General features: G+C 37.7%; 10 protein-coding genes. 8 read left to right on the plus strand and 2 right to left on the minus strand.

What is annotated here, in order from left to right; genetic code table 11:
- Positions 1 to 94: 94 nt before the first annotated feature.
- Complete coding sequence (locus MT391_RS09530) at positions 95 to 1,321, plus strand: aminotransferase class V-fold PLP-dependent enzyme (RefSeq protein WP_499497735.1); 1,227 nt, start codon at positions 95 to 97, stop codon at positions 1,319 to 1,321.
- 64 nt (positions 1,322 to 1,385) lie between these two features.
- Here the strand turns inward: MT391_RS09530 and MT391_RS09535 are convergent, their stop codons facing one another.
- Positions 1,386 to 2,774, minus strand: coding sequence for an L-cystine transporter (locus MT391_RS09535; RefSeq protein WP_166371640.1), 1,389 nt, complete (start codon positions 2,772 to 2,774; stop codon positions 1,386 to 1,388).
- A gap of 463 nt (positions 2,775 to 3,237) precedes the next feature.
- On the opposite strand from MT391_RS09535, the gene MT391_RS09540 reads away from it, so the two are divergent.
- A complete protein-coding gene (locus MT391_RS09540; protein WP_499441068.1) occupies positions 3,238 to 3,897 on the plus strand; it encodes an NAD(P)H-dependent oxidoreductase in 660 nt (219 codons plus the stop codon).
- A 206-nt stretch (positions 3,898 to 4,103) separates the two neighbouring features.
- Here MT391_RS09540 and MT391_RS09545 read toward each other — a convergent pair whose 3' ends face one another.
- Positions 4,104 to 4,817: a GntR family transcriptional regulator gene (locus MT391_RS09545; RefSeq protein ID WP_499441070.1), complete on the minus strand. Its 714-nt coding sequence runs from the start codon at positions 4,815 to 4,817 to the stop codon at positions 4,104 to 4,106.
- Between the two features lie 316 nt (positions 4,818 to 5,133).
- Between MT391_RS09545 and mngA the strand changes: the two genes are divergently transcribed.
- The 6 genes from mngA to MT391_RS09575 all read left to right on the plus strand — a co-directional run bounded on the left by mngA (position 5,134) and on the right by MT391_RS09575 (position 15,445).
- Positions 5,134 to 7,068 carry a PTS 2-O-a-mannosyl-D-glycerate transporter subunit IIABC gene (mngA, locus tag MT391_RS09550; RefSeq protein WP_166371643.1) on the plus strand — a complete coding sequence of 645 codons (1,935 nt, stop codon included), beginning with the start codon at positions 5,134 to 5,136 and terminating at the stop codon, positions 7,066 to 7,068.
- 102 nt (positions 7,069 to 7,170) lie between these two features.
- Positions 7,171 to 9,816 carry a mannosylglycerate hydrolase gene (mngB, locus tag MT391_RS09555; protein WP_499497737.1) on the plus strand — a complete coding sequence of 882 codons (2,646 nt, stop codon included), beginning with the start codon at positions 7,171 to 7,173 and terminating at the stop codon, positions 9,814 to 9,816.
- 108 nt (positions 9,817 to 9,924) lie between these two features.
- Positions 9,925 to 11,076, plus strand: coding sequence for a glycerate kinase (locus tag MT391_RS09560; RefSeq protein ID WP_499497763.1), 1,152 nt, complete (start codon positions 9,925 to 9,927; stop codon positions 11,074 to 11,076).
- Positions 11,077 to 11,171: 95 nt separating this feature from the next.
- A complete protein-coding gene (gene manA / locus MT391_RS09565; protein ID WP_499497739.1) occupies positions 11,172 to 12,371 on the plus strand; it encodes a mannose-6-phosphate isomerase, class I in 1,200 nt (399 codons plus the stop codon).
- A gap of 335 nt (positions 12,372 to 12,706) precedes the next feature.
- A complete protein-coding gene (gene mazG, locus MT391_RS09570) occupies positions 12,707 to 13,528 on the plus strand; it encodes a nucleoside triphosphate pyrophosphohydrolase (protein WP_499441076.1) in 822 nt (273 codons plus the stop codon).
- Between the two features lie 324 nt (positions 13,529 to 13,852).
- Positions 13,853 to 15,445, plus strand: a complete 1,593-nt coding sequence (locus MT391_RS09575; protein ID WP_499497741.1) for a TerD family protein — start codon at positions 13,853 to 13,855, stop codon at positions 15,443 to 15,445.
- Positions 15,446 to 15,697: the final 252 nt, after the last annotated feature.

Raw genomic sequence — 15,697 nt, forward strand, 5'->3', positions numbered from 1 at the left:
GCATTAGTCATTCAGAGTGATTAGTGCTTATTAATCTGCTTTTATTCGTAAGTCAGAACACATTCCTTATTTTTCTCCTTTACAGAGGTGTCACGTGAGTTCAGATCTTTATATTGAGCAATTACGCGCACAGTTTCCTATCTTAGATCAGCAAGTCAATGAGCATCAGCTGGTGTATCTTGATAATGCTGCTACTACGCAAAAACCACAATCTGTGATTGATGCTATTTGTGATTATTATCAAACCAGTAATGCTAATGTGCATCGTGCAAGCCATGCCCTTAGTAACAAGGCAACTACATGCTTTGAACAAAGCCGCACTAAAGTACAACAGTTTATTAATGCACGTCGTTCAGAAGAGATTATTTGGACTAAAGGTACAACAGAAGGCATTAATTTATTAGCAAATATTTTTGCTCGGCAATTTCAAGCAGGCGATGAAATCATTATTAGTGCCCTTGAGCACCATGCCAATATTGTCCCTTGGCAAATGCTTGCTAAACAAACGGGCGCTATTATTAAGGTTATTCCCTTAACTCAAGAGCATTGTTTAGATGTTGAAGCGTTTAAAGCATTATTAACCGCAAATACTAAACTTGTTTCTATTGCCCATGTTTCCAATGTTTTAGGTGTTATTAATCCAATTAAAAAAATAATTGATTTAGCGCATCAGAAAGGGGCTAAAGTCATTATTGATGGTGCCCAAGCAGTGGCGCACCTTGAGGTTGATGTACAAGGCTTAGATTGTGATTTTTACTTGTTTTCCGGACATAAGTTATTTGGCCCAACGGGCATTGGTGTAATGTATGGAAAATATGATTTATTACAACAACTCCCTCCTTGGCAAGGCGGGGGAGAAATGATTGAGACGGTTAGCTTTGAACAGACGACTTATAATCGACTGCCTTTTAAGTTTGAAGCTGGCACGCCTAATATTGCTGGCGCGATTGGTTTAGGCGCTGCCATTGATTTTGTAAATAGCTTAGAAAGAAGTGTTCTTGAAAAACATGAACAAATATTATTAGCTTATACCGAGGCTGCTTTAAAAGGGATACAAGATGTTGTTGTATTTGCTCAAGATTTAAATAAATCTGGTGCCATTAGTTTTATTGTTAAAGGCGAACACAGTACTGATATTGCGATGTTATTAGATGCACAGGGCATTGCCGTTAGAAGTGGTTCACACTGCGCTATGCCATTGATGTCAGTACTGCAATACAGTGGCACTATTCGTGTGTCATTTTCAGTCTATAACACGCTAGACGAAGCGAAAGTGTTTATTAAGGCACTACAAAACGTCATTCAAATGTTGCAGGAATAAATCAAGCTAGGTCAAAACTTCACTAACTGTTAACTATTATTGCAGTTAACAGTTAGTGCATCAATTACTCTACGGCTTGTGTAGGTGTTAACTTAAACGCTTTGTTGATCTCTTTTTTATCACCTAATAAGCGTGATGTGATGGTGCCTGCTGTCATCGAACCACTAACATTCAACGCAGTACGAGCCATATCGATCAAAGGCTCAATTGAAATCAGTAAAGCAGCTATCGTTACCGGTAAGCCCATTGCTGGTAATACTATCAAGGCTGCAAAAGTTGCACCGCCACCAACACCCGCAATACCGAATGAACTGATTGCAATAATTGCTACCAGTGAAAGAATGAAGTTAAATTCCATCGGGTTAATGCCCATGGTTGGAGCAACCATAACAGCAAGCATCGCAGGGTAAATACCAGCACAACCATTTTGCCCAATGGTTGCACCAAAGGTTGCAGACAAGTTTGCAATCGCAGGTGGCACATTTAGTTTAGTAATTTGTGCTTCAACATTCAGTGGAATGGTGGCAGCAGAACTACGTGATGTAAAAGCAAATGTTAGTACAGGCCAAATACGTTTAAAGTATTGTGTTGGACTCACTCCTACTAATGAAACTAATAATCCATGCACGATAAACATTAAGAAAATCGCAATATAAGAGGCCACAATAAAGCCGAGCAGACTTAAGATATCACCTAAGCTCGATGTTGCGACAACTTTTGTCATTAATGCCGCTATACCGTAAGGTGTTAGGGCAATAATCATTTTAACAAGGCGCATAACAATTGATTGAGCCGCTTCAATAAAAGTTCGGATTGGCGATTCAAGCTCTTTCTTTTCAATCATCACTCGACGTGCTGCAATACCGACTAAAATACCAAAAATAACTACTGCAATAATCGAGGTTGAGCGTGCGCCTGTTAAATCTGCAAATGGGTTAGTAGGTATAAAACTGACTAGCATTTGCGGAATAGTGAGATCGGCTACACTACCTAGACGAGTCTCAAGCACACTAATACGAGCGGTCTCACGAACGCCTTCAGAAAGGCCCGCTGCAGAAAGACCAAAAATTTGCGTGACCGCAATACCGATCAGCGCTGCAATCATGGTCGTAAATAATAAAACGCCAATGGTTAATGCACTAATTTTACCTAATGATCCTGAATTTTCGAGCTTCACTACTGCTGCAATCATGGACACTAATACTAATGGCATAATTACCATTTTTAATAGGCCAACGTAACCACTGCCTACTACATTTACCCATGCTAATGTTTCACTGATGATAGGGTTTCCTTCACCATAAAACATGTGAATAATAAGACCAAAGGCACTACCAAAAACTAAACCGAGTAATACCTGACGAGACAAGGTAGTCGCTTTTGTTTGTTGTTGAAACAGGAACAAAAGGATGAAAACAAATATCGCAAGATTAGCGATAACTGCAATTGACATGGGATTTCCTTAATAATGATAAATATGAGTGAAATGAACAGCTTTTAACGTTATTTTTACTTTGAAACTGTAGAGCTAGATGATAGTAAGTTGAGATTTTAATTATCTAATCGCAAAATGACAAAGCCAGATAATGCATGACTTATATCATTTGGTTATAAGTATTTTTAAATGCTGTTACCGAAGTTAAAGTTAAGTAAAAAACTTAACGGATATTTACTCCACAGTACTATTTTTTCTACGATAGTATTTTTAACACAACCAAGCTTAGTGTTGATTTTCGCAAGCTAGGACCGCAGAAATGTAAGCTACTCAAAGCATTTTTAAAATAAAAAATCCAATTATTATGGATGTATTGATCCACAATGATTGGATTTATTATCTCTTTTTCTTAAGCTCGCTTAACTCTAAGATGACTGCCATCGGTAACACTCTTAATTATTAAATTATATTTGGAAAAATCATGACTCATCAAATTATTACAGATCTTAACAATCGTTACACCGCTAAAATGTATGATGCAACTAAACGTATTTCAGCAGAGGATATGGAAATAATCAAAGAAGCAATGCGCTTATCAGCTTCTTCTATTAACTCCCAACCTTGGAAGTTTATCGTGATTGAAAGTGATCAAGCGAAACAACGTTTACATGATACTTTTGCTAATAAATTTCAATTTAATCAACATCACGCAAAAGAAGCGTCACACACTATTTTGTTTGCTCACAATCCAAACTATACTAAATCTGATTTCCAAAAAGTGCTCGATGTCGAAGTATCTTCAGGGCATTTACCTGCTGAAATGGAAGAAAACATGATGAAGGGCGGTTTTGGTTTTGTTGATTTAAATACAGACGAAACCGGCTTTAATGGCCATTGGTCAAAAGCGCAAACATACATCGCTTTTGGTAACGCATTACACACTCTTACTCGTTTAGGCATAGACTCGACACCAATGGAAGGGGTAGATCCTGAGTTAATCGGTGAAGTCTTTAAAGAGGAACTAGGTGGTTATGTATGTCACGTTGCTCTAGCAATGGGTTATCATTTAGGCGAAAAAGATTATAACCACGGTCTTCCTAAAGCTCGTTTGCCTATGGACGACGTATTTACCGTTTTATAAGCTTAAATTCATAGAGTATTATAATACTTGTTGAAAGATAGTATCTAGAAAATAAGCTAGTTGCCTAACTAGCTTATTTATAAGTTTATTTATTCTTGAATCCAAGTAACAAGACAACATTAGCTAAGACTAGCTAAGCTCAGTCAAGTTCATAAAACCAGTAATTAGCTGTAAATAATAGTTTAAAAGATCTACTGCCCTAATCATTAATGACGTTTTGAAATCAAGGTAAATTTGTAATCGGTGGTTTTGAAATAATTAATGCTATATTCAAATACTGTATTGTCTTGTAAAAAGCTGCGCGTTCGTTTTTCAATAATAGGTTGATTGGGGTCAATACCTAATAACGTCGCAATATCTATTGATGGCAATATTGGTATGATCTCTTGTTCACTGCGATCAATCACTAGTCCTTTCTGTTTTTCGATATATTCATATTTGGACTTGCGCATTACTTCGTAAGTTAAGTCTGGAAAAAGCGCTAGTGGCATCCAAGTTTCTTCTACAGTGATCGGATTATTTTCGATATAACGTACGCGTTTGACATAATAAACACGATCTTGTTCTGTGATGTTGAGATTATCTGCCAGGGTTAAGCTAGGTTTCATTACTTCGAAAGTAAGTATATCACTGTGAGTGGCTAAGTTTAAATGCGCCCATTTTTCATCAAAACTGGATTGTTGGTAGATATCATAATTGACTTTTTTTTCTTTAACGTAAGTCCCGCTACCTTGTACACTTTCAAGCTCACCATTTTCAATTAATAACTTTAAAGCTTGTCTAACAGTGACGCGACTCGCTGCAAACTCTTCAACTAATTCTGCTTCAGTGGGTAACGCTTCTCCTACTTTACACTCTCCAGTATCTATTTTGGTACGGATAATATCGGCTATTTGACGATATCTTGGTAGTTTAGCCATGTGATCCTCTTAGCAGGTGTGAATCAATTTATTAATATTTATAGAGTACTGGTAAATAGGTTTTAATACAAATATTTAAAAGTAATACAAATTTAGTCCTTTTATTTTTAATTGTCCATGATTAATTTTTGTGATGTTTTTTGTGCGATCTGCGTCGTATTTTTGAACTATATTTATGCTTTTAATACAAATATTAATACAAATGCGGCGTTAGGTGATCTAAATCACACAATTTGTATCAAATAGGTATTACAATTCGTTTCGTTGAAATGTAACCGATTTTATTTGTGGGACTTGTGGAAATAGGACAAAGATTATGAAAATGACAACATTAACAAATGCATCTTTGATGACATTGCAAACTACGTTTGCTAGTCGCGATGATGCTATTCATGCGCTAACTGAAAAGTTAGATCAGCAAGGTAAATTGCATAACAAAGAAGAATTTTTAGCGGCAGTATTTGCACGTGAAGAGCAAGGACCTACCGCTTTAGGTGAAGGGCTTGCTGTACCGCACGGTAAATCTGATGCAGTAAAAGAAGCAAGCTTTGCCGTTGCTACTTTGAAGCAAGATTTAAAGTGGAAAGGTATTGATGAAGATGAAGACGAAGATGTTAATTTAATCTTCTTACTTGCGATCCCTAATGCTGAAGCGGGGTCTACACATATGCAAGTGTTGACTGAATTAACAACTACTTTAGTAGATGATGACATTCGTGAAGCAGTACTTAATGCAACTACTCCAGAGCAAGTGCTTGCTTTATTAGACGGTAAAAAAGTTGCTAAGGAACAAGTTGAATTAGATTCAAGCAAACCAACCGTTGTTTGTGTGACAGCTTGCCCAGCAGGTATTGCACATACTTACATGGCTGCGGAATACTTAGAAAAAGCAGGTAAGAAATTAGGCATTAATGTCTATGTTGAAAAACAAGGTGCAAACGGCATTGAAGACCGTTTAACTGCTGCACAATTAAATGAAGCGGTTGCCTGTGTTTTTGCTACTGAAGTATCGATTAAAGATATTGAACGATTTGATGGTATCCCACGTGTTGAAACAGCAGTGGCTGAGCCTATCAAACATGCAGAGCGCATTCTTAATGAAGCATTAGAAGCGGGTAAAAACGGTACTGGTGCGGCACGTGTTGCACAGACAGAAGATAAACCTAAAAGATTACCGCTTAAAACAGAATTGAAACGTGCTTTATTAAGTGGTATTTCATTTGCTGTTCCATTAATCGTTGCAGGTGGTTCAGTATTGGCTATTGCCGTATTGATTGCACAAATTTTTGACTTGCAAGAACTGTACGGAACAGATGGTTCATGGCTATGGATGTACCGTAAATTAGGTGGCGGTATGTTAGGCACCTTGATGGTACCGGTATTAGCAGCTTATACGGCTTACTCTATTGCCGATAAACCTGCATTAGGTCCTGGTTTTGCTGCGGGTCTTGCGGCTAACTTAATCGGTTCTGGTTTCTTAGGTGGTGTTGTTGGTGGTCTATTAGCCGGTTATGTAATGCGTTGGGTAAAAGAAAACGTACGTTTAAGCCCTGCATTCAACGGTTTTTTAACTTTCTACCTTTACCCTGTTATTGGTACGGTTGTAGTCGGTAGCTTGATGCTATTTGTTGTTGGTAAACCTGTTGCTTTCCTAAACCAAGGATTGACTGATTGGTTGAACAGCCTCTCGGGTAGCAACACATTGTTACTAGGTGCAATTATCGGTATATTTGTATCTTTCGACTTAGGTGGTCCGGTTAACAAAGCGGCTTATGCATTCTGTTTAGGTGCGATGGCAAATGGTGTTTATGGCCCTTACGCAATCTTTGGTTCGGTTAAAATGGTTTCTGCCTTTACCGTTACTTTCTCTACTATGATTGCTCCTCGCTTATTTAAAGAGTTTGAAATTGAAGTGGGTAAATCAACCTGGTTGTTAGGCCTAGCAGGTATTACCGAAGGTGCGATTCCTATGGCGATTGAAGATCCAGTACGTGTTATCGGTTCATTCCTTGTAGGCTCTATGGTGACAGGTGCAATTGTTGGTGGTGCGGGTATTGGCCTTTCAACACCGGGCGCTGGTATCTTCTCAATCTTCTTATTGCATGATGCTGGTATTGGTAGCTTTATGGCAGCAGGTATCTGGTTCGGTGCTGCACTGATTGGTACGGTTATCTCGACAGCAATGTTAATTACTTGGAGAGCACATCACGCTAAAAAAGAAAAATTAGCGGGTATGACTGCAACTAACTAATAAAAACAATGATTGGCATAGTGGACTTTCTCACTATGCCTTTTTTGCTATTTCTCAAAGTAGCTGGTTATTCATTAACCACTTATCTTAAGGTATAAAATTATGACTACATCTCGCGTACACATTACTCCACACATGCACTGGGATCGTGAATGGTATTTCACTACGGAAGAATCTCGTATTTTATTAGTGAACAACATGGAAGAAATAATGGGGCGTCTGGAAACAGATCCTGATTACAAATACTACGTACTTGATGGACAAACAGCATTATTAGAAGATTACTTTGCCGTTATCCCAGGTGGTAAAGAGCGTGTTAAAGCATTGGTTCAAGCTGGTAAATTAATTGTAGGTCCTTGGTATTCACAAACCGATACGATGCAGGTTTCTGGTGAATCAATTGTACGTAATATGCTATACGGCATGCGTGATTGTTTAGCATTAGGTGAGCCGATGAAAATTGGTTACCTACCAGACTCTTTCTCAATGAGTTCTCAATTACCAATGATCTATAACGGCTTTGGGATTGACCGTACTATGTTTTGGCGTGGTTGTTCTGAACGTCACGGCACTAACAAAACTGAATTCTTATGGCAGTCAAATGACGGTAGTGAAGTCACTGCACAAGTCCTTCCTTTAGGTTATGCAATTGGTAAATACTTACCAGAAGATAAAGATGCATTAACAACACGTTTAGATACTTACTTAAAAGTATTAGAAAACGCGTCTGTCACTAAAGATATTCTATTACCGAATGGCCATGATCAAATGCCTATTCAAAAAAATATCTTTGAGGTGATGGACATTTTACGCGAAGCTTACCCTGACCGTGAATTCTTGATGAGCCGTTTCGAAGACGTATTTGAAAAAATTGAAGCACAACGCGATCAATTAGATACTATTAAAGGTGAATTTAACGATGGTAAATACATGCGTGTTCACCGTACTATCTCTTCTACACGTATGGATATTAAACTTATTCATGCTGAAGTTGAAAACAAAATTGTTAACATTCTAGAGCCGCTTGCTTCAATTGCATTCAAACTTGGTTTTGATTATCACCATGGTTTAATTGAAAAAATGTGGAAAGAAAGCATGAAAAATCATGCTCATGATTCTATCGGTTGTTGTTGTAGCGATAAGGTTCACGCTGAAATTTTAAATCGTTATATTCTTGCTGATGACATGGCCACTAACCTGATTAATTTCTACAAACGTAAAATCGTCGATCATATGCCTGAAAAAGAGGGTTGTGATAAATTAGCATTATTTAACTTATCGCCTTATGCACGTGAAGAAGTTGTTAATACAATGATTACGATCCGTGCTCAAGAATTTAAAATCTTTGATGATGCAGGCAATGACGTTGAATACTTTATTGAAGATCAACAAGAAATTGACCCAGGTAAAATTGACCGTCAAATTGTACATTATGGTAACTATGACCCGTTCATGGAATTCAATATTCAATTGAAAGTTAACGTACCGGCAATGGGGTTCACTACGTTACATGTTCAAGCTAATGAAAAAGGCGCGCTACAAGTTGCACCACAAAATGAGCAAAACGTATTAGAAAACAGCTTCTACAAAATTACTGTAAACAATGACGGCACGTTGGCTGTATTTGATAAAGAAACAGAGCAAACGTTTGAGCAGGTATTACGCCTTGAAGATGGTTCTGATGATGGTGATGAATACGATTACTCTCCTTCACGTAAAGAGTGGTTATTATATTCAAATGACTTTGATGTTGAAACCAATGTTGAGCATCAAGCATTACAATCTGTTGCGCATATTAAATTCCGTATGAGTGTGCCTATCAACCTTGAGTCACGTGAACAACGTAGCAACCAAGATGGTTATGTTGATGTGGTCTGTCAGGTTGTATTAAAACAAGATACTCGTCGCATCGAAGTACGCATGGAATTAGATAACCAAGCTGATGATCACCGTGTACGTGTGCTTATTCCAACACCATTTGTAACAGATACAGTCGTCGCTGATAACCAGTTTGGTCTGATCACTCGTACGACCGATGACCCTGCAATGCAAGTTTGGGAAGCTGAAAAATGGAAAGAAGCGCCAGTACCTGTTTATCAATTAATGAACTTTGCTGCGCTTGAAAATGGTCAAGCTGGAATGGCTGTGATGACTAATGGTTTACGTGAATTTGAAGTCATTGCTAATGAAACTGAACAGCGTGATACATTTGCTTTAACTTTATTCCGTGGTATCGGTGTATTAGGTAAAGAGAATTTATTACTTCGCCCTGGTCGTCCGTCTGGAATCAAGATCCCAGCTCCTGATTCGCAAGTACGTGGTAAAATTGTTTGTGAATTCACTTTGTTTGGGTTTGCTGGTGATCATATTACTGCTAATGTAATGGCTGAAGCACGTGATAACGTAACACCTATTCAGTGTTACAACAAAATTCCATTTAATGCGATGAAACTAAATGTGGGTGAGAAAAATATCCCATTAACTTATAGTTTATGTAGTGCAGATAAAAATGGTTTAGTGTTAAGTGTTCTGAAAAAAGCTGAAGATGAAGATGCGTTAATTATCCGTGTTTACAACCCTTCAGAAACAGAAACGGTTAAAGGTGATATCGAATTTACAACACCGGTCACTGAATGGTTAGAAACCTTAATGGATGAAACGCCAAAACCAGGCGTAGTTGCTCAACAATCGCAAGATTTTGGTGATTTAGGTCCATGTCAGGCTAAAACGTTCCGCGTTAAGTTTTAATCAAAAAGGGGCAATACACTTAATGAGTTGATTCGCTCCCTTGATATAAACTATTTTTTAGTTAACTATAATTAGAACCCCTCGCCAGAGGGGTTTATAGGTGAAATGATGAAAATTGTTATTGCCCCTGATTCATTCAAAGAATCACTTTCTGCTGCTGACGTAGCAACCTGTATAGAAAATGGCTTTTCAGAAATTTTCCCCGATAGTGAATACATCAAAGTCCCTCTTGCCGATGGCGGAGAAGGAACCGTTGATGTATTAGTTGATGCGCTTAATGGACAAAGACAAAAGCAAATCGTGCATGGGCCTATTAAAGATGATGTTAATGCAGTTTGGGCATTACTGGATGACGGCGAAAGCAAAACCGCATTAATTGAAATTGCAGCCGCTTCTGGTCTTGATTTGATTACACCAGAACAACGTGATCCATTATTAGCCACCAGCTTTGGTACTGGGCAATCAATATTACAAGCGTTAGACCTTGGTGTGCAAAAAATCTTGATTGGTTTAGGTGGCAGCGCAACCAATGATGGTGGCGCAGGAATATTGCAAGCATTAGGCGGTCAGTTATTAGATGCACAAGGTAATGAATTACCCCTTGGCGGTGCTGCATTAGCTAACCTCGCGAGTATTGATTTAACTCATCTTGATAAACGCTGTGCTAATGTTGAATTTATTGTTGCCTGTGATGTGTCTAACCCATTAACCGGTGAAAATGGTGCCAGTGCTATTTTTGGCCCGCAAAAAGGTGCCACTGCAGAGATGGTTGAGTTACTTGATAATGCCTTAAGTCACTTTGCCAACATCGCAGAAAAAACAACGCATATTAATCATCAACAAAGTGTTGGTTTTGGCGCGGCCGGTGGGGCGCCTTTAGGTTTGTCATTAGCGTTTAATATTCAAATAAAAGCTGGCATTGATATGGTGCTGGATATTTTGAATGTCGATGAATTACTTCAAGGTGCTGATTTAGTCATTTCCGGTGAAGGCATGATGGACAACCAAACGCTGAACGGAAAAACACCCTTTGGTATTGCTCAACGTGCGGTACAACGCGGTATTCCAGTGATTGCAATAGCGGGCTCGCTAGGTACTGAAGTGGATGCTTTGTATGACTCCATGGGCAGTATTTTTGGTACCGTGAGATCGCCACAGGCACTTACCCAGGTACTCAATGAAGCAGAACAAAACTTAACACGTACCGCAAGAAACGTAGCGGCAACATTAGCGATGGGAAATAAACTTTCTCTTAAATAGCTTTTTTTAAATAACTATTTTTAAGTTACTACTTTTAAATTACTACTTTTAAATTACTACTTATAAAACTAAAAACGAATTGATAAGGGCTCATCATGACTCAAGTACTTTCACCTTGCTTTTTCCCCATGGAAAACGTGATCCAAGATTATATATGGGGAAGCCGTACTTCTATTAGCAAACTATTAGGCATTAACAATCCAGAAAATAAGCATCAAGCTGAAATCTGGATGGGCGCTCATGCTAATGGTTGTTCTAAAATTATCAACAACGGTAATACACAGCTTTTATCTGATTTTATAGCACAAGACAAAGATGCTATTTTAACACCTAAAACGAATGCTCAATTTGCTGAACTACCTTATTTATTTAAAGTACTAGCCGCAGGCGAAGCACTATCTGTGCAAGTTCACCCAAGTAAAGCACAAGCAGAAGTCGGTTTTGCAAAAGAAGAAGCGGCAGGCATTCCACGTAATGCTGGCAATCGTAATTATAAAGATCCAAACCATAAACCTGAATTGGTTTATGCATTAACACCTTACCAAGCAATGAATGGCTTTCGTGAGTTTGAGCAGACTATCGCGTTATTTAAAAAAATTAACGTAGCAGCGATTGGTGATCTTGTTGATGCCTTTTCTTCTGCATTAAATTCAGCAGGATTAGAAACATTTTTTTCTGAGTTACTTTCTTTGAAAGGCGAAGTAAAAGAATGTGCTGTTAATGAGCTGCTTGAATATGCCAATGAAAATCAAGAAGATCCATTATTTGCCCTTATTTTAGAACTATCACTTCAACACCCCGGTGATATTGGTTTGTTTACACCATTAATGCTGAATGTGATCACGCTACAACCAGGTGAAGCTATGTTCTTATATGCATGTACACCACATGCTTATTTGAAAGGTACAGGTCTTGAAATTATGGCAAACTCTGACAATGTATTACGTGCGGGTTTAACGCCAAAATACATGGATGTTGAAGAGCTTGTTGCATGTACTAAATTCGATGCTATTCCTTTTGACTCATTACAATTCACTCCTGAATTAAAAGAGGGTGGTGAGTATTACGCAATCCCAGTTGAAGATTTTAAATTTGCATTGTTTGAGTCTATTAAGGATTTAACCTTAACCGTCGATAGTGCTGAAATATTATTAGCCTTGGATAATGATGTCACCCTAACCCATGAAAGTGGCGAAACGGTTGTGATCAATAAAGGGCAATCAGTATTTATTCCTGCCTACACAAAACAATACCAGTTAACTTCAAAAGGCCGTGTGGCCCGAGCATTTAACTAATATATCTACCCGTTACCATTCAATGTGCAAAAAATGCATGTTGATTGGTAGCGGATATAGAAGCAAAGAAAGCAAGGCTATTGGCTCACCATTCACATGTTATAAAATAAACTACTTTTCTATTCACCTAGATTCGCATAAATACTGCCCATAATTATTGCCTATAGACGTGTCCATCAATATGTCTATAGATACAGCCTCTGACTTTTATACACCCATTAACTTGATCTCTATTTTCTCATCTTTCAGCGTATCGATTAAAGCTTTGCATAAGCCGACCTGAGCATTTACTATTTGAACCTAAGTTTTTAATTATCATCGCTTTGGGAATCATCATGTCAGCAAATTTATCGCAATTACTATCTATCATGCAGCAATTACGCACTCCTGAAACAGGGTGCCCATGGGATCTCAAACAAACCTTCGATAGTGTGGTGCCACATACCATTGAAGAAGCCTATGAAGTCGCCGATGCGATTGCTAATAAAGATTTTGATGATTTGAAAGGTGAGCTTGGCGATCTTTTATTTCAGGTGGTTTTTTATGCTCAGTTAGCAAAAGAGCAAGGTTTGTTTGAGTTTGATGATATTTTAGCCGTCTTAAACGAAAAACTGATTCGACGTCATCCGCATGTATTCTCGACCACTGAGTTTACAAGTGATGCAGAAATCAACGCCAATTGGGAAGCTGAAAAAGAAAAAGAGCGTCTCAAAAAAGCTAAATCATTAAATACCGAAGAAAGTATTTTAGATAATATTCCATTAGCATTACCGTCACTTACACGCGCTTATAAAATTCAAAAACGAGCGGCTAGTGTCGGATTTGATTGGGCTGAGCTAGAGCCTGTTATTGCTAAAATACACGAAGAAATTGATGAAGTATTAGTCGAAGTGAAACGAACTGATTTAACACAGGAACAGCAAAAAGCGCGTATTGTAGATGAGCTAGGGGATTTATTATTTGCTAACGTTAATCTAGTTCGCCATTTAAAAGCAAACCCTGAACAAGTGTTAAATCAAGCAAATCAAAAGTTTTCATCTCGTTTTCGTTTAGTTGAGCAACATGTAAAATCATTAGGTAAAGAGATGGGGGATTGCACGCTAAACGAACTAGATGCCATATGGAATGACATTAAAAAACTAAAAGTTAAAAGTTAAAATTAATCCCTATCAAATAATTTGCTATCTCTTATTTTGTGCGTCGGATTAAATGCGTTATTAAAATAATTGCGCTGCTTAACTGATATACCTTGTCGTAATGTCTGGGTGAAGAACCCTTTGATAAAGCGTTTAAAAATTAAATTTTAACCCCATATCATTAATATTAACATTGTTGCATGGTTATGGACTTAGAGGACGATGTAGAGCTTACTCGTTAACTTGATGTTGATTGTGCTAGATTTTTTATATTTACTAATATCGTCTGATTGGTTTTGATAGCAATCGTTTAAGTACCTTTTTATTCATTGAAAGTAGTGATTTATGACATTAATAGTTGGCCAAAATATCTTAATTGAAAAAATTGGGTGTGTTGAAATTGATTTTGCATGGCGTAGCCTGAAAAGTGATTTAAATCTGGCGATTTATGCTGTGGCTTTTAGCGATGGGAAAGTACTCGCTGAAACGAATATATCTCACAATCAATGGCCGCTGCCCAAGGCTGTGAGTTTAGATAAATCAGGCCGGCATTTTACTGTTCAATTTCCACAACTTGATACAAAAATAGATCGCCTTGCTTTTTATGGTTTTTTACCTGAAAACAGTCGCTATTCTTTAAAGCAGATGAGTCATTTTCAAATTAGAGTTAATGATTTATCTCTCGGTCGATTGGCAAAAATGGATGTTGAATCTTTTAATGACTCGCATAAAGGTGTGATGTTTTTTGAGTTTTACCTACATAATAACGTATGGAAATTAGGCTATAAACGCCAGCCTCTAAAAACAGGACATTTAACGACGTTAACAGAGCTAGGGGTGAGCTTTATCAAGCCTGAAAGACTTGAAGAAAAGCCTTCAGTGACTTCTGAGCATAAAAGCACCGAGGCAGAGGTTATAACTCAACCATTAGAGCCAAGTATCGTTGAGAATGTACAACTACAAAAAGGTCAGAATTTATCACTTAGTGAGCATTTTACACATTGCACTGCGATCACTTGTAAGCTTAATGTTGTACCTAAAATAGATGATTTGGCACTTAACGTCGTTGCTATCAATCGTGATAATAAAGTCAATAATATTAAAGATTTTTTATATCATGAAAATACGATATTACGTGGGGAAGGAGTCAAGCTAAGCGATGCAGAAGTATCGATTAACTTAGATAAACTACCTCAGGATGTCACTAAGATTCAAATTTTAGTAACAAGGCGTGCGGCGAGTAAGCGTATTAATAGTGCTGATTTTATCGAGCTGAGCGTGAGCAATACTTATACCGACCAAAAGATGGCTAAGTACGTCTGCGAAACCACTGATAAAAATTATAATACTATGGTGCTGCTGAACTTCTATCGTAATCAACAGGGGTGGTCGATTCGAGCCGTAGGCCAAGGGTTTTCAGGTGGATTAGATAAAATAGGTCAACGTTATCAGTTCTCACCACCTAAGTTGCGTTATGTCGCTCCTAAAGCTAGCGTAGCATCGAATACGTTACAGCAAGAGATCGCTTCCTTTGAAGCCGAGAATAAAGCTGCGGTAGATAAATATAAAAAACTACAGTCTTTATCTTATTTATTGATGGGCATTGCAGCATTACTGGTTTTATTAACCTTTAGCCGAATTTTATTTCTACCGCTTGCCTGTTTGTTAGGTGGGTTAGGTTGGTTTTGTTTTCAACATGCATCGAAGTCATTAAAAACAATTCAAGATGAGCAATTTGAACGTTTAGTGCTCAACATGATCAAAGCAAATAACTATCAGCTCACACCTTTTGATATCGCAACTCATTGTCGAGTTAATATTGAACGAGCCACCGAAATGCTAGATAGTCTATGCGATAAAGGGCTTGGGCATACCGCTATTAATAGAGAAGGTAATGTTTTTTATGACTTTTCTAGCCTTAAAAATTCAACTTATTAAGTGATAATAGCCAGCATTACTAAGCACCTTATATTTGTATAATCAATGAAGCAGCATCTTTTGCTGGCGCAATACTATTTCTAAACGCTATGTTGACTTTATTGTTGCTTTAATTGTTATTAATAGAGAACTTAAACCTTGTTTTTGCAGGTAAAATAAATAATATGAGTAAATGCAGAGAAAAGATTGTCGAAAATAAGTGCGCTTGCTATAATGTCATCCCATCTAAATGTTCAATATTCTTCATTTTTG

This window comes from Vibrio sp. 1-Bac 57 (genome assembly GCF_037546855.1).
Lineage (GTDB): Bacteria > Pseudomonadota > Gammaproteobacteria > Enterobacterales > Psychromonadaceae > Psychromonas.